Source organism: Halorubrum sp. B53, from assembly GCF_059752395.1.
In genome coordinates, this window is record NZ_MWTH01000015.1 from 72,731 (window position 1) to 91,805 (window position 19,075).

Consider the following 19,075-nt stretch of genomic DNA (forward strand, 5'->3'; position numbering starts at 1 on the left):
GCGAGTGACCGCACTGATAATTGAGTCCCCGCCGTTCAGACGACGGGAGCGCCGGCGAACGCCGCGAACCGCTCCGGATCGAACCGAACTCCGCCGACGGCGTCGATCCACGGGAGCCGCCCAAGCTGTCTCGCGCGCCCGTGCGGCAGGCGAACGACCGCGAATCCCGACTGGTGGTGGAGCACGAGCCGACCGGAGGTCCCCACCAGTCCGAGCAGGCCGGTGACGAACGCCTCGTGGTCGACCGCGTCCCGCCGCTTCACGAAAAAGAACCCCTCCGCTTCGGGATCGGGCCCGTCGACCTCGATCGACGCGCCGAACCGCTCCGCGACGCTCATCGGGCCCCCGCCAGTTCCGTCGCCTCCTCGATCCAGCCGGCGGCCCTGCTCGTCGACGCCCGGGTGATCTCGGCGACGGTCTCCGGGTCGAGCGCCGCCAGCTGCGAGACGTTCCGGACGCCCTTCTCACGAAGTCGGCCCGCGTACGTCGGGCCGATCCCGGAGACCGCTTCGAGCGCGATCGGATCGCCGCCGCCCAGCCGCCGCTGGAGTGCGACGATCTGCTCGACGGGGATCGACAGCTCCGCGGCGAGCTCTTCGGGATCTAACGCGATCAGCGACTCGAGGTCCGTGACGCCGGCTCGCTGAAGCCGTTCGACGACAGCGTCCCCGTTCTCGGGGGCCACGTCGACGATAGCCCGTCTGAACGCCTCCATGCGGGCTCGCTCGTCGTCGGCCTCGGGACTCTCCGACCGGTCGGCGTCGTCGGACGGCGACGAGCCCGCGTCGTCGCCCTCGCTTCCCGCGTCGGCGTCGGGCTCGGGTGTCGGTTCCGCGTTCGGCTCGGTCGCCGAACTCGACTCGCTCGCCGCCCCCGACTCGCTCTCCGGCGCCTCGGCGAGGACGAGGTCGACCGGCGACCCTGGTTCGGCGACGGCGTACGGCTCGGGGAACTGTTCGACGACGGTCCCCGGTGGAGCGTCCGGATCGACGGCGCGCTCGACCGCGCCGACAGTCAGGTCCGCCGCGGCGAGCCGGCGTGCCGCGACTTCGTGCGGCTGCCCCCGCAGGTCCGGTACGTCGGTGTACGTCGGACCGGCGGCCTCCGGCTCGCCGCGAGGCGCCCGCAGCCGGAACGAGACCTCGCTGAGGTTCGCCGACACCGACGACTCGTCCAGCGACGGCAGGTGCATCCGGATTCCGTCGTCGGTCTGGATCACGTTCGTCTTGAGCGTGAAGTCGACGTCGTCGACGCGATAGCGCTCGCTCGCCAAGTCGTCGTCGACCTCTTCGAGCGCCGCGCCGAGGTTCGAGAAGACCTGTTTCGGCTCCACCGCCGGTCGCTGGGCCTCCAGCTCTCCGACCCGCTCCCGCAGCTCCTCGCGCTGGGCCTCGACCTTCGAGAGCTGGCGTTCGAGGGCGGTCCGCTCGCTGCGAACGTCCAGCACGTCCGCCTGCAGGCGAACGAGCGACTCCTGCTGTTCGGTGACGAGCCGTTCGACCGCCGCCCGCTCGACCGTCTCGAACTTGTCGACGTCGAGTTGCGGGATCTCCTCCAGCTGGAACGTCTCGGCGAAGCGAGTCGCGCCGGCGTCGAACGTGAACCGATCGCGTTCGCTCATAGGCTTCGGGACTCCGGCGGAACGGGAGCGATGCGGAGTCGCACTTCGCTGGCGATCTCGGCGTCGAGGTCGTACTCGTCCGCGGTCCGGTGGTTCAACGGAACGGCGCTCACGACCGGCTTGTAGGCGCGGACCTCGTCGGTCTCCGGATCGCGGATCTCCCGTCCCTCGATCGACAGCGTCATCTCCAGGTCCGCCTCGACGTCGGCGAACCTGAGCCACGACGCGTCGAGGTCGTACGCGAGGCTCCCGTCCTCGATGTCGCGTTCGATCGACCGCTGGACCGCCATCGACCGCCGGTCCAGCTCCTCTTGGCCCTCGGCGACCGAGAACGCGACCGTCCGGATGAACTCCTTGAGCGGTCGCGCGAGCCACTGGTCAGTCGGCACGCTCGCCTCCGTCGACGGCGTCCAGCGCCTCACCCGTCGCGTCCGGTCCGACCGCGGCCGGGGTGGGAGTCGGTTCGAGCCGCGCCGCGAGCCGAGCGTTCGCGCCGGCCTCGCGGTCGAACGTCCGGCGGTCGATCACGGACTGCGTGCCGGCGCGGAGCTCGTGCGCCCGATCCGCGCGCTCGGATTCCACACGCTCGGTGTCCGAGCGGCCGTTCTCCGAGCGGTCGCGTTCGGCGACGCTGACATCCATCTCGACTTCGATCGTCGCGTCGCTGAATCGGTAGTGGGCGGGGGTGACCCCGAGCTCGAGCAGGGACCGCCGCTCCGTCGCCGCCGTATCGGTTGTGACCGTTCCGTCCGGCTCGATGGTGCGAGTCACCGACGGGACGACCTCGATCTCGGTCTCCGCGAGCGACGCCGCCGTCTCCGCGGTCTGCCTGTCGAGCGCGGTCTGGGCGTCGGCGACGCCCGTGGCGAGCAGGGAGACGAGGTCGTCGAACGGGATGTCCGAGACCGTCTGGGTCGATCGATCGGGAGCGGTACTGCGCGGTGGTCGGTGATGTGCTCGTAGCGGCATGGATGTGGGTGTCTCGGCGTGGTTCAGGCGTCGCCCGCGAGAGCCGCGCTCACGCCGGCGGCGACCGGAGACCGAGTCGGTCGCGGTTATTCGGTCGTCTCTGCGTCGGCCTCGGGGCGGTTGTCGACCGTCTCGACCTCGGGGAAGAGGTACGGCGGCTCCGGCACCGGGACCATCGTGGTCTTCAGCTTGCTCGTCCCGTGGACCTCCTTGCCGAACTTCCGGTTGTGGCTCACGTCTGTCTGGATGCTGCCGCCCCACAGCCCGAATCCCGCGTGCGCCTCGGCGCTGACGTCGATGTTCGTCTCCCGCTCGGTGGTCGTTTTGATGTCCATCTCGACCTCGATGACGGCCTCGGAGAACTGGTAGAACGTCGGGAACAGCCCGGCCTGCAGCAGCGAGGTCTCGATCGGGGACGCCTCGGAATAGGTGACGTCGCCGTCCGAGTCGATCGTCCGCGTGATCGCCGGGACGACATCGATCTTCGTGTCGGCGAGGACCTTCGCGACCTCGACCGAGTTCATGTCAAGCTGGTTCTGCGCGTCTGCGATGCCCTGGCCCATGCTGGCCACCATCTCAGGGAACGGTACGTCGAGGAGTTCTTGTCCTACGGACATTCTTAAGTATTATTCATAATAGATATTAAACTAGTATGTAATAAATTAGAGGAGTTGATTTTGGTTTTTGCGGGATTAACCGTGCTCGTGGCGTATGTCGACGGTCCTCGGGTGTCACGGTTCCGACTCGGCGGCGCGCTCCAGACGCTTCTTACGAGGAATCACGTTGTCTCTGCCGGGGGGCGCTGCGGAGTTTCGTTGATGAGGATCATTACGCAGTCCTTCTTCGATTCGACGCCCGCCGTGGTGAGCGACTGCTCCGCCACCGCGAAGAGAGAGTCGTCCGCCTGACGGATCAGGAAGTGGATGTACTCACGCGGCTCATTCCGTGTTCGTCGGCCTGTTCGGTCACGTCGTCGACCATCTCCGTCGGCATGTTGACGGTCACGTTGACTGATAGCTCTATGCGAGTAATACATTAAGGTTGATCGTGCTGTAAAATAGGCACAAATCGAAGGGAAAGTTCTGATGGACATGACCTGAGCGGAAGCTCTACGACAAATCATGGGTCGAGCTATTGATGATCCATCACTCTTCGCAGAATTAGGTGACCCGAATTAATATCTCGATTCGGACTCACTGGCTCTACACAGCAATATATTCAGTATATCTGCTGATTCCCGATACATTAATATGGCGGTTCGTCAACACGAATAATAACACATGCCGACTAGAGTTGCCTCCGTATTAGGATCATATGATTTGTTTGCTAAAACGATTCCTGGCACGCTGTTCTTTATTGCTCTAGTATCCCTCAGCCCGTCCATTCCGGATGTATCAATTGAAGGAACAAGTCTAGGAGTTATTTCAATTCTGCTCATAGTTACTGCAGTATCTGGTCTCATTATCGGCCAAGTACTACATTCAGTTGCTGTAGCGGGTGAAACCGCTGGGTACAAACTCACCCAAATTATCCACCGTCGTTCCACAAGGGCAAGAACAAGTTACTGGCAAGATTATCAGAGAATGGATCCAAGATCTCCAGAAAACACTCTGTCCAAGAGATGGCCCTATATTGAAACAGAGCTTGTTCTACGCCGATTGTTCTGTCGCATATACTGTTGGATAGTCACCCGTGTAAACGAAGTCGTTCTTCCCCACCGGGTGTGGTTCAAGATGCGACTTAGAGACGAATTTGGTGAAGGAAATGAAGCAGATGGATTGTACGACTGGTTTAAATTACAGTCTAGAAACCAACTAAAGTCGATGGACATGGATCTGGTTGAAGAACATGAAAAGATCTACCGGTTCGTCATGAGCTATCTTAGGTTTGTCAACAGTGGAAGAGCCAGAAAATTTCAGGCTACATCATCATTCTGCAGAAGTACATGGCTCACATTACTAACATTTACCATAGTATATACGGTTATTATCTTAGGTAATGTGGAGTCTGTATTGGGTTACTCTCCAGTAATTGTGCCTGTATTGGATGAATACGGTTTCAGTATACCAACTAGCCTATTAGTTGGCACACTTTTATTCATGTATTCAGCTGGACAATATAAAAGACACTTTACGGAGTATATTGTAGTTGATTTTTATAATGCTGCAGAGAATAATTCAGAGTCTAAGGAGATAAGATTGGAAGCCGAAAAACTAGATATAGATCTTAACAATAATGACACATAATTGAGGCAAATCCTTAAGTCAATACCGTCAGTAAACCAACCCATGCCCCTGTACAAGAGGGATATCGAAGATAAGCAGGAAGGCTTCAGGGTCTCTAAAGCAGATACTGGGAAGCTTAGTGATGACCCCTCTGAGTTATATTATGATATCTTCACAGACCGATTTATGAATAGGTACTCTAGATTCAATTCCTTCAGAGAATTCATGGAAAAAAGCCCCTCGGAATCAGATCACCCAACCTCGCCGCAAACTAGAGATTTTAGCAGATTCGTCTCAAAGCAGACCGTCTTTGATGATTGGGATGAAATGAAAGAGAAGGCAATTGAGGAATGGGTCGTATCTGAGATCGATCTCTAGATTTTAGTCGACTCTAGGATTGTAGTCATCGCTTGCCCTATTGTACAGGTAGGCTAAAGATAGCCGGAAACGGTAGATATCAGCTATTCCAACGGGACGGCTTCGCCGGCTGGATACTCCTTGATCTGGTCGATCTCGGCTTCTAGGTCGGCCACCTCCTACTGCAACCGTTGGCGCTCCAGCTCCGCCTCGATGTATAGCAAGAGGTCCATCGCTCGCCGCGGCGTCGCGGGCTCCAGGTAGTCAGCGGCGCCAACGTTGGTGCCCATCATACCCAGTACCTCACCAAACGCCTGCTGTGCCTCTGGTCTCAGCATCCGCCTGAAATCTTCCAGTTTCTTCGCGCGCTGCTCCACCATCGTCTCTACACGAAGGAGACAGAACATACGGCCCTCGCTAAGAACGTCACGAGAGCAACACGGGTGTGCACTAAGAACCGGCTGGAAAGGAAGTTCGCCCTCGCCGAGACAGTCCGGGCGTGCGGCTCGCTCCGCTCGCCGTTCCGGGCTGTGACTCGTCTGCTCAATTCGGGTCGGTCGTCCCTCACGGACAGCAACCGTTCGCTGTCGCTCACGGTTGCTGAGGTTCAGTCCGCCCTCCCCGAATTGAACGGGGGACAAGTCGATCTACAGTCGACTGCTCTACCAGGCTGAGCTAAGGGCGGTTACCGTATTCTAGCCGCCGGATTCAACTTAAGGGTTCCCTTTCAGCGGAGGTGTGATCCGCCGTACCGCGGGCGCCTCCGGCTCCGGCGTCGTCGCTCCCTTCCCGCCCGCCGCGCGCGGTTTTTAAGTCGCTCGCGGCGGGAGCGGGCGTATGGCCGACGGCGACGACAGACAGGCGACGTTCGGGTCCGACGGGAGCTTGGAGACCGACACGACGCCCGACGCGACCGGCGAGAACGACTTCGGCGAGCCCAAGGAGCCGAACGAGACCGACGGCGGCTACAACCGCTACGCCGTCTCCAGCCTGCTCCAGAAGGCCGTGCGCCGCTCCGACGAGGAGGTCGCCGCGTGGGCCGCCTGGGAGCTGGCCCGCTCCGGCTACGCGTGGAACCTCTGGGACCGCCTGACGCTGTACGTCGTCGAGGACCTCCGCGCCGGCAGCGACGTCGCCCTCACCATCGAGCGCTACGAGGAGCTCGCCACCGAGCGCTGGGAGCCCGCCGAGTGGAAGGGCCGCCTCTGCGCGATCCACGCCGCGCTGGCGGCGGCCCGCGCGCAGTCGACCCGCGAGGGCCCCAACGCCGACGAGTACTTCCGGGCCGTCGCCGACGTCCGCGCCGAGGCCCGCGAGCGCGGCGAGGAGCCCGCCCACGACTTCCCCGTCGGCGACCTCGACCCCGGCGGCGAGTTCGACGCGATCTTCGACGGGCACACCGGCGAGGGGTCGAAGCTGGGACGCGGCACGCGCTTCTTCAAGACCCGCGGCGCGCGGGTCGGCCCGGAGGGCGAGGGCGAGCACAGCGCCCGCTGGCAGCGCCTCGCGATGATCCTCGACGCCGAGCGCGACTACGACGCCGCCGAGCTCGACCGCGCGGTCGAGCCCGTCGACCCCGACGACCCGTGGCACGAGCCCGAGGAGATCGGCGGCGAGGCCGAGCGAAACGACGCCGACGAGGAGAGAGACGACGCCGACGCCGGTGACCGAGCCGACGCTGACGCCGGTGACCGAGCCGACGCCGACGATACGCGCGGGTCGCTCTCCGACTTCTCGTCGTAGCTCTCGGCGGTCTCCGTCCGGCGCACTCCGCCGCCGGCGACGCCGCGCGCGTGAGTACCGCACCCGCGTCACCGGTTCCGCCAACGCTTATCACGCCGCGACCGGAATGACGGCCATGGCAGACGTAGCTATCGTCGGCGGCGGACCGGCCGGACTCAGCGCGGGACTGTTCGCCGGGAAGAACGGGCTCGACGCGGTCCTGTTCGACACCGACAAGACGTGGATGCACAAGGCGCACCTGTTCAACTACCCCGGGATCGGCTCGGTCGGCGGCAGCGAGTTCCTCGCGACCGCCCGCCAGCAGGCGGACGACTTCGGCGTCGACCGCCATCAGGGCGAGGAGGTCACCGACGTCGCCGAGTCGGGTGACGGGTTCGCGGTGACTACCGAGTCCGACGAGTACGAGGCCGACTATCTCGTGCTGGCGACGGGCGCGAGCCGCGACCTCGCCGAGTCGCTCGGCTGCGCGCTCGGCGACGACGACACGGTCGAGGTCGACGTCTCCATGGAGACGACCGTCGACGGGGCCTACGCGACCGGCGGGATGGTCCGCGCCGAGGAGTGGCAGGCGGTCATCTCGGCCGGCGACGGCGCCGCCGCCGCTCTCAACATCCTCTCGAAGGAGAAGGGCGAGCACTACCACGACTTCGACGTGCCGGACACCGCGACCTCGGTGTTCGGCGGCCTGATCGACGACGGCGAGTAGTCGGCACGGTCTCGCCGCCCCCGAATCTCCTCTTTTCAATCGTCGGCAGCGGCGTCGACGACGCCGGCGTCGGTCGGGTTCGCCCCGCCGTACCGCGCGACGAGATCGTCGAGCCGGTCGGGGTCGTCGGCGCCGGGGAGCCGCTCCGTCGCGGTTTCGCAGTCGGCGTCGACGCCGAGCCGCTCGCAGACGAGGTCGCTCGTCGCCTCGGCCATCTCCCTGTAGGTCGTCAGCTTCCCGCCGACGACGGTGTGGAGGTTCGCGACGCCCTCGTCTGCGTGGTCGATCACGCTGAACCCGCGAGAGATCCCCCGTCGGTCCGAACCGGCCTCGTCGGGCGCGTAGAGCGGACGAACGCCCCACCACGTCCGGACCGTCGGCGCGTCGGCGACCGCGGGGAGCATCGCCGCGCACTCCTCGACCGACCGCTCCACCTCCCAGTCGGCGCGCTCGTACTCGTCGGGGTCGTCGACCGGGACGCTCGTCGTGCCGAGCACGGCCTCCCCCTCGTGGGGGACGACGATGTCGCCGTCGTCGGGGTCGCGACACCGGTTCAACACCGGGTCGAGCCCGTCGTACTCGACGGAGATCATCACGCCGCGGCTCGGCGCCATCCCCACCTCGACGCCGGCCATCTCGGCGATCCGGTTGGCCCACGCCCCCGTGGCGTTGACGACGTGGTCCGGTTCGAGGGTCGCGTCGACGTCGCCGCCGAGGCGCACGCCGGAGACCGCGCCGTCGTCCGTTTCGATGGCCTCGACGGGCGCGTCGATGCGGACGGCGGCGCCGTGTCGCTCGGCGTCGGCCGCGTTCGCGGCGACGAGTCTGGACGGGTAGATCACCCCGTCCGGCACGCGGAACGCCTCGGCGACGTCCTCGGAGAGGCCGGGAACGACCGCCCGCGCCGCGTCGCCGTCGAGCCGCTCGGTCTCGATGCCGACCTCCTCGCAGGCGTCGATCTTCTCCTCGAAGTAGTCCGGGTCGTCGCCCGAGAGGCGGACGAACAGCCCGCCGGTCTCGCGAACGCACGCGCCGGCGATCTCGCGGAGCGTCCGGTTCTCGCGGAGGCACTCCTCGGCGCCGGGCGCGTCGGCCTCGGCGTACCGGGCCCCGCTGTGGAGCAGGCCGTGCGAGCGCCCGGAGGTGCCGCTCCCGAGCCCACCGCGGTCGACGAGGGTCACGTCGACGCCGCGGAGCGCGAGGTCGCGGGCGACCCCGGCCCCGGTCGCGCCGCCGCCGATCACGAGGACGGTCGGGTCGCCGCTCACGGGCGGTCACCTCGGTCGCCGAAGCGGTTCGACGCGCGCACCCACGCGGGGGTCGTCAGTCTGTCTCGCAGACTCATGTCACACGTTACGACTAGCCACACTTGAGGGTGCCGTCGCCGCCGGTCCGAAAGTCGCCGAGAAGTACCGTTTCAACGCTGCTGTCCGGACGCGACCGGACCAGCCGAGCGCTCTATCGCGAGCCGCTCGCCGACGCCGGACACGTGTCGACGCCGAGCAGCGAGTAGAGCAGACAGGTGCCGCTCGCGGCAGTCCCGAGCATGAGCAGCGACGCGACGCCGAGGACGGGCGCGGCGAGCGCCGGCAGCGGAACCGCCCCGGCGAGGGTCGCGAGCGAGGCGACACCGAGCACCGCACCGAGGGCCGTTCTAACGCGCTTATCCGTCGCACCGACGTTCTGGTTCATACTTCACAATACGACACACAAGCGTAAATACGTTCGCACGCGTCGCCGGGTCAGTCGTCCTCGTCGAACGCGGACAGGTCGGTCTGACGGCCGCGGTCGTCACCGGAGGCCGGCGCTCCGTCGCCGGTCGATCCGGACGGGGCCGTCCCGTGTTCCTCGGCGATGGCCCTCGCGGCGTCGGCGCGTCGCCCGGACCGCCCGCGGCCTCTGCCTCGTCGTCCGCGGCCATGATCGATCGCCGGTTCGGGCTCTCGGCGCAAGGGCCTGTCGGCGGCTTCCCCGCTTGGCGACGTATTTACGTAGCGTCACGAGTCGACGGCGGTGACCGCCGCCTACTCGCCCGTCTCGATCGGCGCTCCCACGAGGTTCCCCCACTCGGTCCACGAGCCGTCGTAGTTGCGGACGTCGTCGTAGCCGAGCAGCTCGTGCAGGAGGAACCACTCGATCGACGAGCGCTCGCCGACGCGGCAGTAGGTGATCGTCGACTCGTCGCCGTCGACGCCGGCCTCCGAGTAGAGCTCGCGGAGCTCGTCCGCGCTCTTGAACGTGCCGTCCTCGTTCAGGGTGGTCCCGATCGGGACGCTGCTCGCGCCGGGGATGTGGCCGCCGCGCTGGGCGGTCTCGTTGAGCCCCTCTGGCGCGATGACCTCGCCGGAGAACTCCTCTGGGGAGCGGACGTCGACCATCGGGATCCCCTCCTCGATCGCCTTGTCGATGTCGTCCTTGTACGCGCGGACGCTCTCGAAGGGGCCGCGGGCCTCGTAGTCGCGCGGCGTGAAGTCGGGCTCCTCGGTCGTGAGCGGGTAGTCGTTGGCGACCCAGTACCCCTTCCCGCCGTCGATCACGCGGACGTCCTCGTGACCGTAGTACTTGTAGATCCAGTAGCCGAACAGCGCGAACCAGTTGGGGACGCGGCCGCCGCCGTAGACGACGACCGTCGTGTCGGCGTCGATGCCGGCCTCGCCGTTGCGGGCCGCGAAGTCCGCCTTCGAGACGATGTCGCGCTCCGTCTCGTCGGTGAACACCTCGTCCCACTCGAAGTTCAGCGCGCCGGGGATGTGCCCCTCTTCGTACGGCGTGTACTCCGACTCGTCGGTGACGGTCGGATTGTTGATCTCGACGAGCCGCAGATCGGCGTCGTCGTCTTGGAACGCGTCGAGGTTCGATTCCACCCAGTCCGCCGTGACGAGTACGTCCTCGGACATCACTTCGTGTTACGCGGGCAACGGTTTTGAACTCCCGGTAATGGTGGTCCTTGCCGTGGTCTCTGACGCTCTACCGGATCACCGTCACCGGCACGTCGGCCTTGTCGACGACGCTCTTCGCGACGCTGCCGACCACCTGTTCGCGCTCCTCGCTCAACCCCCGGTGCCCGACGTAGATCGCGTTCACGTCCGCTTCGCTCGCGTACTCCGAAATCGCGTCTGCCGGGCGACCGGTGAGCAGCTGCGTCTCCACGTCGATCGGCTCGTCGCCGACCGCCTCCTCCGCGATCGTTCTGGCGTTGGCGAGAACCCCCTCGCCGGCCTCGACCGCGGCCTCCTCGCCGGGGAGGACGATCGTCCCGTCGATGAGCTCCGAGTCCGGGGTCAACACGTGGACGATCTCGAGGGTCTCGTAGAACGCGACCGCCTGTCGCGCGGCGTATCGGACGGCCTCGTCGCTTTCGTTCGATCCGTCTGTGGCCACGAGATAGCTCATACCCGGAGATGGCGCCGGCTCGCATTTAACTCCTGTCCGGCGTTCTCGGCTCCTGAATGCGCAGGCGCACCGTCTCCGGCGCCGTCGACGCTACGACTCCGAACCCGGACCGCTCGGGCCGTCGGCGTCACCCTCGATCCGTGAATACGCCACGTACGAGTACGCCGCGGTGACCACCGCGGCCGCCACCACCGAGGCGACGAGGAGAGGGACCGCGTACTCCCCGAACCCCAGCCCCGCGACGCCGACGGCCGCGGCGAGCTTGAACAGCCGTCCGCCGAGCCGATGGGTCCGGTCCCAGACCGCGTCGCTGCTGAGCGTCCACGGCGTGCGGATCCCCATGAACCAGTTGCGCTCGGTCCGCGGGAGCACCGCGCCGACGTAGTACACGAGGAGCGAGACGGCGGCCACGAGGAGCGACGTGAACGGGAACTCGTAGCCGAGGTTGAACGCGAGGATCCCCGCGTGGACGACGAGGAGGAACGCGGTCAGCGCGACGACGAACCAGTCGTAGGTCGGGCGGAACGCGGCGACGTTCTCGCGGAGCGGGTCGATCCGCGGCAGGGCGGCCAGAAGCAGGACGAGACCGGCCATGATCGCCGGGGAGAGCCAGACGGCCGTCGCCCGTGGGAGGGTCCCGGCCGGTCGCCCCGCGGCGTCCCAGTTCGTGACCACGCGCTCGGGGAGGGAGGGCGCCGCGACGGCGCTCAACGCGGCCGCGATCAGCACGAGCCACGCCGCCGCGGCGAGCCGATGAACGGTTCTCATACCGTCGCCCGACGCGCGCTGCGCCTATGAACGTGTCCACGGATACGGGCATGGGCGCGTCCACGGATACGGGAATGAGCGCGTCCACGGATACGGGAATGAGCGCGTCCACGGATACGAGTCACCGGAACCGCGGCGGCTCGGACGGGGACGAGTGAGGCGAGACGACTCAGCCGTCGAGCGGCCGAGCCACCATCTCCCCCCACGACTCGAAGCCGTGGCGGTCGTAGAACCCCTTCGCGCGCTCGTTCGCGGGGTCGACGTCGAGCACGAGGCGGTCGAGCGGGAGCGACTGGTCGACCGCGAGGTCGACGGCGGCGGCCATGAGGTCGTCGGCGACGTCCGCGCCCCGGTGCGCCGGAGCGACGTAGAGCTCGTTGAGCACGGCCGCGTCCCAGATCATCGCGAGCCGCTCGGGGAGGACGAAGACGTAGCCGACGACCTCGCCGGCCGTCCCGTCGCCGCCGCGGTCCCGGCCGGCGGTCCCGTCGTCGCCCCCCGCCACCGCCACCGTCACGCACCGCTCGTCGTCCGCGACGCACCGCCCGACCCACGCGAGCCAGCGCTCGCGGTAGCCGTCGGTGAGCTTCCCCTCGTAGGCGGCCGCCTTGTCGTCGCCGCCCGTGTTCTCGCCGAGCCCGCGCTCGAAGGCGAGCTTGCAGTCGTAGAGCCCATCGGCGTCGGTTCCGGGGTCGTACGGTCGAAGCGAGACCGTCATCGGTCGCCTCCACCGGCCGGGGCGGTCGCGTCGTCGCCCTCCCCCTGCACGAACTCGGCGAGCTTGGGGACGAAGGTCCCGATGTCGGTGACCATCCCGACGGCCTGCGCCGAACCGCGGTCGAGCAGCTGGGTGACGGTCGCGGGATCGATGTCGACGCAGACGGTCTTCGTCGTCGACGGGAGGCAGTTCCCGACGGCGACCGAGTGGAGCAGCGTCGCGAGCATGATCACGATGTCGGCCTCGTGGGCCTGCTCGCGGATCGCGTCCTGCGCCTCGACGGCGTCCGTGATCGTGTCCGGGAGGGGGCCGTCGTCGCGGATCGAGCCCGCGAGCACGACGTCGACGTCGCGCTCGACGCACTGGTACATCACGCCCTCCGTCACGACGCCGTCCTCGACCGCGGCCTCGATCCCGCCCGCCCGGATGATCTCCGAGATCGTCCAGATGTGGTGTTTGTGCCCCTTCCGCGGGTGTTCGAGCGTCTCGACGTTCATCCCGAGCGACGTGCCGTAGATGGAGCGCTCGAGGTCGTGGGTCGCGAACCCGTTCCCGGCCGAGAGCGCGTCGACGTAGTCGGCCTCGACGAGGTCCGCGAGCGCGTCGCCCGCGCCGGAGTGGATCACCGCCGGCCCCGCGACGACCATGACGTTCCCGCCCGCGCGCTTCACCTCGCGGAGCTCCGCCGCGACCTCGCGGATGGTGGACTCCGACGGGCGCTCCGAGGAGACGCCGCCCTGCATGAAGCCGAACGCGCCGCCGCCGCTGCGGGGTCGCTCAGGGGGGCGCACCCGGATCCCCGACTGGTCGGTCGCGATCAGGTCGCCCTCGTCGACCGCGTTGAGCACCTTGGTGTACGCTCGCGGCTCTCCGTCAGGCCCGCCGTCGGGGTCCACAACCAGCGCGCAGTCCATCTCGATCCGCTCGACCTCGATCCACTCGCCGTCGTACAGCACCTCGGTCGGGTGGTTCGTCGTCGAGTAGAAGTCGGGCGGGACGACCCTGTCCGCGGGGGCCGCGACGAGGTCGACGTCGGTCGGGTCCTCGAGCACCGCGCCGTTCTGGTGGAGCTCGTGGAGGATGGCCTGGAGCGTCTCCGGGTCGTCGGCCGAGACCGTCAGCCGGCAGTACGACTCCTCGTCCTCGTGTTTCCCGACGTCGAACCGCTCGACGTCGAATGAGCCGCCCAGATCCATCACCGCGCCGAAACAGCGCTGCATCGTCCCGCTGTCGATGATGTGTCCCTCGATCTCGACGGTGCGTTCGTGGCTCATACCGCACCGTTTCGGCCCGCGGAGAAACCCGTTTCCCTCTCGCGGAACCGGTCCGCGAGCAGACGCCGCCGGCGAGGCGGAGCGCGCCCGCCGGCCGTCAGATCAGCCCGAGCGCCGCGAGGATCTGGTTGCCGAACACCATCGCGATCAGCCCGGCGAGCATGACGAGCCCGGACGAGACCGTGATCGTGCGGACGGCGGCGTGCCGGTCGGAGAGCGGGATCCGGCTGACCACCGCCTCGGCGACCATCCGGAGGATCCGCCCCCCGTCGAGCGGGAACGCCGGCAGGCAGTTGAACAGCGCGAGCTGGATGTTGATCCAGCCGGTCCAGAAGAGGAGGTTCGCGAGCAGGAAGACCCCGCCGCCGAGCGCGCCGAGCGCCCCCTCGACGACGAAGAAGTTGGTCACCTCGCCGGTGAACCCCGCGAAGTTGAACGGGAGCCCGAACAGGCTGCCGAGCGGGAGGATCAGCGAGACGAACACGAGCCCGAGCGGCGAATCGGTCAGGCCGCCGAGCGCCATCCCGTCTCCCGCGGCCTCGCCGCCGTCGCCGCCGAGCAGTTCGAGGTACGCGCCGGCGGGGTACTCGGAGACGCCGAAGTCGTCGAGCGCGAGCCCGCTGGAGCCGGGGAACACCGAGACGCCCACGAACCCGCCGTCGCGGTTCGGGTGCGGGGCCAGCTCGACGTCGTACGCCTGCCGCTCGTCGTCGCCGTCGTACGCGATCACCTCGACGGTCGCGCCCGGCTCGCGCTCGCCGAGGACGCCCGAGAGCGCGTCCGCGTCGTGGATCCGCTCGCCGTCGATCGAGACGATCGTCAGCGGCGCGCCGGGCGCCGCGCCGGCGTCGTCGAGCGGCCCGTCTTCCTGCACGCCGAGCGCGTACGCGCCGACCGGGATCTCCGCGGTCGTGGCGTTGGCGTCGCTGGCGTTGCCGCCGCTTCCATCGGCGGCCGCCACCGACACCGTGGCGCGCTCCGCGTCGCCGACGGCGTCGTAGAACTCGCCCTCGGTCGCCACCGGCTCGCCGTTCACCGACTCGATCGTCAGCGGTGCGTCGGTGATCGTCACGCCGAGGGGGTTGCCGCCGGCGGAACCGACCGCGTGCAGCTGCCGGCTCACCTCGACGGTCCGCTCCCCGTCGCCGTCGTCGGCCGTGACCGTCACCGTGTCACCGGCATCGGCAAGCGCTGCCTCGAACTCGGCCGCCGTGTCGACCGGGGCGCCGTCGACCTCGACGAGTCGGTCGCCCGCCGCGAGACCGGCCGCGTCGGCCGGCGACCCGGGGGTCACCTCGCCGACGGCGTATCCCGGAGCCGGCGATATCGCGCCGACCACGGGGCCGAACAGCAGCGCGAACACGACAACCGTGAGCAGCGTGTTGGCGGTGACGCCGGCCGCGAACATCCGGGCGCGGCCGCCGCGAGACGCCTCCTGCGTCGCCTCCTCGTTCGGCTCGACGAAGGCGCCCACGGGCAGGACGGTGAAGAAGACGAGCCCCATCGACTCGATGTCGATCCCCTCGACGCGGCACAGCAGGCCGTGCGCGCCCTCGTGGATCACCATCGCGACCGCGAGGCCGGCGACGATCTCCGGCGCGACCGACAGCGGGAGGAAGTCGTTGACGCCGGGGATGATGAGGAAGTTCTGCGGCTGCTGGATGGCGGAGGGCTGAGCGGTGTTCAGCGCCGAGGCCGCCGACGAGAGGATCAGGAAGAAGGACCCGACCATCGCCACTAAGGCCCCGCCGAGCCCGAGGTTCGCGAGCCCGCGCCAGAACCGTTTCGGGGCCGCGAGCCGGTCGAGGAACTCGCGGCCGCGGAGCGTCCGGAGGGTCAGTACCGGGCCGGAGACGCCGACCGACTCCGGGAGTATCCCGCGGTTCCGGAGCCACAGCGCGGCCGCGGAGTAAGCGAGGACACCGGTGAGGACCCACAGGAGCGTGTTCTCGGCGAACAGGTCCGTCAACGCGTTCATTACCGACCGATCCGTGTCCGTCGGGTGTAAGACGTTCGGTTACCGGAACCGGGTCGGGAGGGACCGCTATCGCGACGGCGCTCCCCGGAGCCGCGGCGCGGTCACCGCCGAACGAGGAACGGCCGGGAACTCAACACCCAAGTACCCCGCGGAGAAACGTTGGATCATGTTCGCGCTCATCGACTTCTTCGCACGGCTGGTCGGCGACGTCGGCCGCTTCGTCGACGTCTTCCTGAACGACCTCATCCTCGGCGCCGGAGACCCCCTCTCAGCGCTGCTCGTCCTCGTCGGACAGGTCCTGATCGTCGCCTCCGTGGCCGCGCTCGGCTACACCGCTGTCGGGGCGCTCCTCCAAGAGATCGGCGTGACGCTTCCCTCGCTGGGCGGCCGCGGGCGGTCGGAGCAGTAAGTCGCGATCGATTCGGTAAGCCGCCGTCGATTCGGTAGGTCGCCGTCGCCCGGAGTCGCGACCGGTATCAGTCGTCGGTCGGAGTCGGCCGCGTCTGTGCGCCCGATCCGGACTCCGACTGCGCGCCCGCTCCGGTCGAACTCGACGCCCCCGTAGCGCGCTCGGCCGGCACCTCGAACCGGTCGAGCCGCGCGAGCAGCTCGTCGGACCGATCGGAGAGCGCGTGTGCCCTGTCGGTCACCTCCGAGACGCTCGCGGTCTGCTCCTCCGCCGCCGCGGCGACGGTCTCGGCCTCGGTCGCGGTCTGGCCGCTCACCGACGCGACGTCCTCGACCATGTCGACGACCTCCTGCGTCGTCCGGGCCTGGTCGTCGGTCGCCTCGCTGATCTCCTGGACCGTCTCGTCGACGACGGTCACGTCCTCGACGACCTCCTCGAACTCCCGGAGCGTGGACTCGACGGCGCCGACGCTCTCGGACACCTGCGACTCCATCGCGTCGACGTCGTCGGCCGTGTCGGCCGAGGCGGTCTGCACCTCGTCGATGCGGTCCGAGATCGCCGCGGCCTCCTCCCGGGTCTCCTCGGCGAGCGCCTTCACCTCGTCCGCGACCACCGCGAACCCCTGGCCGGAACCGTCGGCCCGGGCGGCCTCGATCGAGGCGTTCAGCGCGAGCAGGTTCGTCTCCTCCGCGATTCCGTCGATCACGGCAGCGATCTCGTCGATCTCGCCGATCCGGTCGACGAGGTCCTCGACCGCGGTCGCCGTCTCCCCGATCCGGGATTCGAGCGCTTCAAGCTCCGCGATCGCCTCGGCGGCCTCCTCTCGTCCGTCCCGCCCCCGGTCCGCGGCGCTCCGGGCGGTCGTCGCCGCGTCGTCGGCGGAGGCCGCGATCTCTTCGACGGTCGCCGAGAGCGTGCTCATCTCGGCCGAGACCGCCTCCAGGTCGCTCGTCTGTTCGCTCGCGCCGTCCGAGATCTCCTGTACCGACCGCGCCACCTCCTCGCTCGCGTCGTCGACCTCGTCCATGCTCGCCCGCACGTCGTCGCTCGCCGCCGCGACGTCGTCGGTGAACGAACGGACCTCGCCGATCGTCCCGCCGAGCGTGGCGACGAGCCGGTTGTAGTTCTCGACGAGGTCGTCGTATCTGTCGTCGTCGGTGGCGAGCGATTCCGCGTCGATCGTCGCGGTGAGGTCGCCGTCCTGCGCGCGCTGAGCCGCGTCGTCGAACGCGTCGACCACCGACTCCAGCTCGGCCGTGTACGCCGTCATGTTCGCGGCCATCTCGTCGAGGGCGTCGCCGAAGCCGCCCGGCACCTCCTCGTCGAGGACCGGATCGTCGAACTCCCGCGCCGCGAGCGCCTCGGCCTGCGCCGAGACGGTGCCGAGGTAGCGCTCGACCTCGGCGAACGAGTTCACGAGACTCCCGATCTCGTCCGGCTGGTCTGCGCCGACCGCCCCCGCGGGGCCGCGGCTCTCCGCCGCTCGGACGTCGCCGGCCGCGATCGCGTCCGCCCCGGCCTCCAACCGCTTGAGTGGCGCGACGAAGTCCCGCCGCACGATGAGGAGGGTGTTGTAGATCGCAGCGATCGCTCCGAGGAACAGCGCTCCGGAGACGGCGGACGCGAGCGTCCCGGAGAAGAGGATCGGCGTGAGAAAGATCCCGACGGTGACGAGAAACTGGATCCCGACGGCCGTCACGATCTTCCGCTCTATCGATTCGGAGACGCCGAGACGGTCCATCGTCCCCCAGAGGAGCGACTCGTACCGATCCCGAACCCCCGAGCGTTGCTCTCGGTCTGTCGACATGCCTCGAACTGTGTGGAACCGGCTTAAGAACCTCACCCCCGAGTTCTCACGAGCGATTCTCTGTTCCCCGGTCGTGAGATCGTCCGGTGTTTTTAAAAGAGACCGTCGACGGCGTCGGCCGCGAGGTCGACCGCCGACTCCAAGTCCGGGCCGAGCGGCGACCCGACGACGAGTCCGTCGGCGTGCTCCGCGACGGCGGCCGCGCGCTCGCGGACGGTCTCGGGCGAGCCGGCCATACAGAAGGCGTCGACCATCTCGGGGGTGACGAGGTCGAACGCCGCGGAGAAGTCGCCGGTCGAGACGCGATCGCCGATCTCGCTCGCCGCGTCGGCATCGATCCCGTGCCGCTGCAGGACCGGCGGCGCCGCGCCCGCGGTGATAAAGGCGACCGGCGGACGGGCTGCCTCGCGGGCCGCGTCCTCGTCCTCGTCGATCGAGACCGCGGCGTACGCGATGAGGTCGAAGTCGCCGCGGTGATCGGGGCGGTCGGAGAGGCCGTCGTCGACCTGCTCGCGGGCCCACGCGAGGTCCTTCGGGTGGGAACCGTTGTACAGCAGGCCGTCGGCGTGCTTCGCGGCCATCCGGCACATGTGCGGGCCCTCGCCGCCGACGTGGACCGGAATCGCGGCGCCCTGCGGCGGCTCGTAGTTGAGCCCCGCCTCGCTGGCGTCGAAGGTGCCGTCGTGGTCGACGCGCTCGCCGGCCCAGAGCTTCTGAGCGGTCTTGAACGCCTCCAGGACGGGGCGGAGCCCGCGCTCGTCGGCGAGCTCGAGGTTCGCGAGCGTGGAGGGGTCGCCGGGGCCGACCCCGAAGACGGCACGCCCCTCGGAGAGCTCGTCAAGGGTGGCGACCTTCGAGGCGAGCGTCACGGGATGTGTCTCGTACGGGTTCGCGACGCCCGGGCCGACTCGGACCGACTCCGTGGCGGTCGCGAGCTGCGAGAGGAACGCCCACGGGTCGCGGTTGTTGTAGTGGCACGTCGAGTAGACGGCGTCGTAGCCGGCCTCCTCGGCGCGGACGCCGAGGTCGACGAGGCGGTGCAGGTCGTGTTCGGGAGTGAGTTCGATGCCGAGCATGTCAGGTGTCCTCGTAGCTCCGTATCAGCGG

21 protein-coding genes and 1 tRNA gene are annotated in these 19,075 nt (G+C 67.8%); 5 read left to right on the top strand and 17 right to left on the bottom strand.

Going from position 1 to position 19,075, the window contains the following annotated elements:
- Positions 1-35: 35 nt before the first annotated feature.
- The 5 genes from B4V06_RS12800 to B4V06_RS12820 all read right to left on the bottom strand — a co-directional run bounded on the left by B4V06_RS12800 (position 36) and on the right by B4V06_RS12820 (position 3,207).
- Positions 36-338: a hypothetical protein gene (locus B4V06_RS12800; protein ID WP_123112370.1), complete on the bottom strand. Its 303-nt coding sequence runs from the start codon at positions 336-338 to the stop codon at positions 36-38.
- The gene (locus B4V06_RS12805; protein WP_123112371.1) at positions 335-1,621 is read right to left on the bottom strand and encodes a helix-hairpin-helix domain-containing protein; all 1,287 of its coding nucleotides are present in this window, start codon (positions 1,619-1,621) and stop codon (positions 335-337) included. The genes B4V06_RS12800 and B4V06_RS12805 overlap by 4 nt, the downstream gene beginning before the upstream one ends.
- A complete protein-coding gene (locus B4V06_RS12810; RefSeq protein WP_123114822.1) occupies positions 1,618-2,010 on the bottom strand; it encodes a hypothetical protein in 393 nt (130 codons plus the stop codon). The genes B4V06_RS12805 and B4V06_RS12810 overlap by 4 nt, the downstream gene beginning before the upstream one ends.
- Positions 2,000-2,590 (bottom strand): hypothetical protein, encoded by a 591-nt coding sequence (locus tag B4V06_RS12815; RefSeq protein ID WP_498170118.1) that lies wholly within the window; start codon positions 2,588-2,590, stop codon positions 2,000-2,002. Before B4V06_RS12815 ends, B4V06_RS12810 begins: the two co-directional genes overlap by 11 nt.
- A gap of 86 nt (positions 2,591-2,676) precedes the next feature.
- Entirely contained in the window at positions 2,677-3,207 is a 531-nt protein-coding gene (locus B4V06_RS12820) for a hypothetical protein (RefSeq protein WP_123112373.1), read from the bottom strand.
- 663 nt (positions 3,208-3,870) lie between these two features.
- On the opposite strand from B4V06_RS12820, the gene B4V06_RS12825 reads away from it, so the two are divergent.
- On the top strand, positions 3,871-4,836 hold the full coding sequence (locus tag B4V06_RS12825) for a hypothetical protein (RefSeq protein WP_498170119.1): 966 nt from the start codon (positions 3,871-3,873) through the stop codon (positions 4,834-4,836).
- 42 nt (positions 4,837-4,878) lie between these two features.
- Complete coding sequence (locus tag B4V06_RS12830) at positions 4,879-5,193, top strand: hypothetical protein (protein ID WP_498170120.1); 315 nt, start codon at positions 4,879-4,881, stop codon at positions 5,191-5,193.
- 158 nt (positions 5,194-5,351) lie between these two features.
- Here B4V06_RS12830 and B4V06_RS12835 read toward each other — a convergent pair whose 3' ends face one another.
- Positions 5,352-5,579: a hypothetical protein gene (locus tag B4V06_RS12835; protein ID WP_498170122.1), complete on the bottom strand. Its 228-nt coding sequence runs from the start codon at positions 5,577-5,579 to the stop codon at positions 5,352-5,354.
- Positions 5,580-5,783: 204 nt separating this feature from the next.
- Positions 5,784-5,857: transfer RNA gene (locus B4V06_RS12840), tRNA-Tyr, on the bottom strand.
- A 152-nt stretch (positions 5,858-6,009) separates the two neighbouring features.
- Here B4V06_RS12840 and B4V06_RS12845 point away from each other — a divergent pair.
- Both B4V06_RS12845 and B4V06_RS12850 read left to right on the top strand, forming a co-directional pair.
- Positions 6,010-6,915: a hypothetical protein gene (locus tag B4V06_RS12845; RefSeq protein WP_498170123.1), complete on the top strand. Its 906-nt coding sequence runs from the start codon at positions 6,010-6,012 to the stop codon at positions 6,913-6,915.
- A 115-nt stretch (positions 6,916-7,030) separates the two neighbouring features.
- Positions 7,031-7,621, top strand: a complete 591-nt coding sequence (locus tag B4V06_RS12850; RefSeq protein ID WP_123112377.1) for an NAD(P)/FAD-dependent oxidoreductase — start codon at positions 7,031-7,033, stop codon at positions 7,619-7,621.
- 35 nt (positions 7,622-7,656) lie between these two features.
- Here the strand turns inward: B4V06_RS12850 and B4V06_RS12855 are convergent, their stop codons facing one another.
- The 8 genes from B4V06_RS12855 to B4V06_RS12890 form a co-directional block, all read right to left on the bottom strand.
- Positions 7,657-8,889 carry an FAD-dependent oxidoreductase gene (locus B4V06_RS12855; RefSeq protein ID WP_498170124.1) on the bottom strand — a complete coding sequence of 411 codons (1,233 nt, stop codon included), beginning with the start codon at positions 8,887-8,889 and terminating at the stop codon, positions 7,657-7,659.
- Between the two features lie 190 nt (positions 8,890-9,079).
- Positions 9,080-9,313: a YgaP family membrane protein gene (locus tag B4V06_RS12860; protein ID WP_123112379.1), complete on the bottom strand. Its 234-nt coding sequence runs from the start codon at positions 9,311-9,313 to the stop codon at positions 9,080-9,082.
- A gap of 332 nt (positions 9,314-9,645) precedes the next feature.
- Positions 9,646-10,518: a sulfurtransferase gene (locus tag B4V06_RS12865; protein ID WP_498170125.1), complete on the bottom strand. Its 873-nt coding sequence runs from the start codon at positions 10,516-10,518 to the stop codon at positions 9,646-9,648.
- 70 nt (positions 10,519-10,588) lie between these two features.
- Positions 10,589-11,014, bottom strand: a complete 426-nt coding sequence (locus tag B4V06_RS12870) for a universal stress protein (RefSeq protein WP_123112382.1) — start codon at positions 11,012-11,014, stop codon at positions 10,589-10,591.
- 90 nt (positions 11,015-11,104) lie between these two features.
- Positions 11,105-11,782, bottom strand: coding sequence for an SdpI family protein (locus tag B4V06_RS12875; RefSeq protein WP_498170126.1), 678 nt, complete (start codon positions 11,780-11,782; stop codon positions 11,105-11,107).
- A gap of 169 nt (positions 11,783-11,951) precedes the next feature.
- Positions 11,952-12,500, bottom strand: coding sequence for a GNAT family N-acetyltransferase (locus tag B4V06_RS12880; RefSeq protein ID WP_498170127.1), 549 nt, complete (start codon positions 12,498-12,500; stop codon positions 11,952-11,954).
- Positions 12,497-13,774 carry an ornithine cyclodeaminase, nickel-pincer nucleotide-dependent gene (locus B4V06_RS12885; protein ID WP_498170128.1) on the bottom strand — a complete coding sequence of 426 codons (1,278 nt, stop codon included), beginning with the start codon at positions 13,772-13,774 and terminating at the stop codon, positions 12,497-12,499. The genes B4V06_RS12880 and B4V06_RS12885 overlap by 4 nt, the downstream gene beginning before the upstream one ends.
- Before the next feature lie 97 nt (positions 13,775-13,871).
- Positions 13,872-15,752, bottom strand: a complete 1,881-nt coding sequence (locus B4V06_RS12890; protein WP_123112386.1) for a site-2 protease family protein — start codon at positions 15,750-15,752, stop codon at positions 13,872-13,874.
- A 166-nt stretch (positions 15,753-15,918) separates the two neighbouring features.
- Here B4V06_RS12890 and B4V06_RS12895 point away from each other — a divergent pair, with 166 nt between their 5' ends.
- Positions 15,919-16,161, top strand: a complete 243-nt coding sequence (locus tag B4V06_RS12895; RefSeq protein WP_123114823.1) for a DUF8024 family protein — start codon at positions 15,919-15,921, stop codon at positions 16,159-16,161.
- Between the two features lie 67 nt (positions 16,162-16,228).
- On the opposite strand, the gene B4V06_RS12900 is transcribed toward B4V06_RS12895, so the two are convergent.
- Both B4V06_RS12900 and B4V06_RS12905 read right to left on the bottom strand, forming a co-directional pair.
- Entirely contained in the window at positions 16,229-17,902 is a 1,674-nt protein-coding gene (locus B4V06_RS12900; RefSeq protein WP_123114824.1) for a methyl-accepting chemotaxis protein, read from the bottom strand.
- A 158-nt stretch (positions 17,903-18,060) separates the two neighbouring features.
- Positions 18,061-19,044 carry a 5,10-methylenetetrahydromethanopterin reductase gene (locus tag B4V06_RS12905; RefSeq protein WP_498170129.1) on the bottom strand — a complete coding sequence of 328 codons (984 nt, stop codon included), beginning with the start codon at positions 19,042-19,044 and terminating at the stop codon, positions 18,061-18,063.
- Positions 19,045-19,075: the final 31 nt, after the last annotated feature.

What these genes read in the sequence shown, in the direction of transcription:
- B4V06_RS12800 (WP_123112370.1), bottom strand. Translation starts at nt 338, where the DNA reads ATGAGCGTCGCGGAGCGGTTCGGCGCGTCGATCGAGGTCGACGGGCCC.
- B4V06_RS12805 (WP_123112371.1), bottom strand. Translation starts at nt 1,621, where the DNA reads ATGAGCGAACGCGATCGGTTCACGTTCGACGCCGGCGCGACTCGCTTC.
- B4V06_RS12815 (WP_498170118.1), bottom strand. Translation starts at nt 2,590, where the DNA reads ATGCCGCTACGAGCACATCACCGACCACCGCGCAGTACCGCTCCCGAT.
- B4V06_RS12820 (WP_123112373.1), bottom strand. Translation starts at nt 3,207, where the DNA reads ATGTCCGTAGGACAAGAACTCCTCGACGTACCGTTCCCTGAGATGGTG.
- B4V06_RS12825 (WP_498170119.1), top strand. Translation starts at nt 3,871, where the DNA reads ATGCCGACTAGAGTTGCCTCCGTATTAGGATCATATGATTTGTTTGCT.
- B4V06_RS12830 (WP_498170120.1), top strand. Translation starts at nt 4,879, where the DNA reads ATGCCCCTGTACAAGAGGGATATCGAAGATAAGCAGGAAGGCTTCAGG.
- B4V06_RS12835 (WP_498170122.1), bottom strand. Translation starts at nt 5,579, where the DNA reads ATGTTCTGTCTCCTTCGTGTAGAGACGATGGTGGAGCAGCGCGCGAAG.
- B4V06_RS12845 (WP_498170123.1), top strand. Translation starts at nt 6,010, where the DNA reads ATGGCCGACGGCGACGACAGACAGGCGACGTTCGGGTCCGACGGGAGC.
- B4V06_RS12850 (WP_123112377.1), top strand. Translation starts at nt 7,031, where the DNA reads ATGGCAGACGTAGCTATCGTCGGCGGCGGACCGGCCGGACTCAGCGCG.
- B4V06_RS12860 (WP_123112379.1), bottom strand. Translation starts at nt 9,313, where the DNA reads ATGAACCAGAACGTCGGTGCGACGGATAAGCGCGTTAGAACGGCCCTC.
- B4V06_RS12865 (WP_498170125.1), bottom strand. Translation starts at nt 10,518, where the DNA reads ATGTCCGAGGACGTACTCGTCACGGCGGACTGGGTGGAATCGAACCTC.
- B4V06_RS12870 (WP_123112382.1), bottom strand. Translation starts at nt 11,014, where the DNA reads ATGAGCTATCTCGTGGCCACAGACGGATCGAACGAAAGCGACGAGGCC.
- B4V06_RS12875 (WP_498170126.1), bottom strand. Translation starts at nt 11,782, where the DNA reads ATGAGAACCGTTCATCGGCTCGCCGCGGCGGCGTGGCTCGTGCTGATC.
- B4V06_RS12880 (WP_498170127.1), bottom strand. Translation starts at nt 12,500, where the DNA reads ATGACGGTCTCGCTTCGACCGTACGACCCCGGAACCGACGCCGATGGG.
- B4V06_RS12885 (WP_498170128.1), bottom strand. Translation starts at nt 13,774, where the DNA reads ATGAGCCACGAACGCACCGTCGAGATCGAGGGACACATCATCGACAGC.
- B4V06_RS12890 (WP_123112386.1), bottom strand. Translation starts at nt 15,752, where the DNA reads ATGAACGCGTTGACGGACCTGTTCGCCGAGAACACGCTCCTGTGGGTC.
- B4V06_RS12895 (WP_123114823.1), top strand. Translation starts at nt 15,919, where the DNA reads ATGTTCGCGCTCATCGACTTCTTCGCACGGCTGGTCGGCGACGTCGGC.
- B4V06_RS12900 (WP_123114824.1), bottom strand. Translation starts at nt 17,902, where the DNA reads ATGGACCGTCTCGGCGTCTCCGAATCGATAGAGCGGAAGATCGTGACG.
- B4V06_RS12905 (WP_498170129.1), bottom strand. Translation starts at nt 19,044, where the DNA reads ATGCTCGGCATCGAACTCACTCCCGAACACGACCTGCACCGCCTCGTC.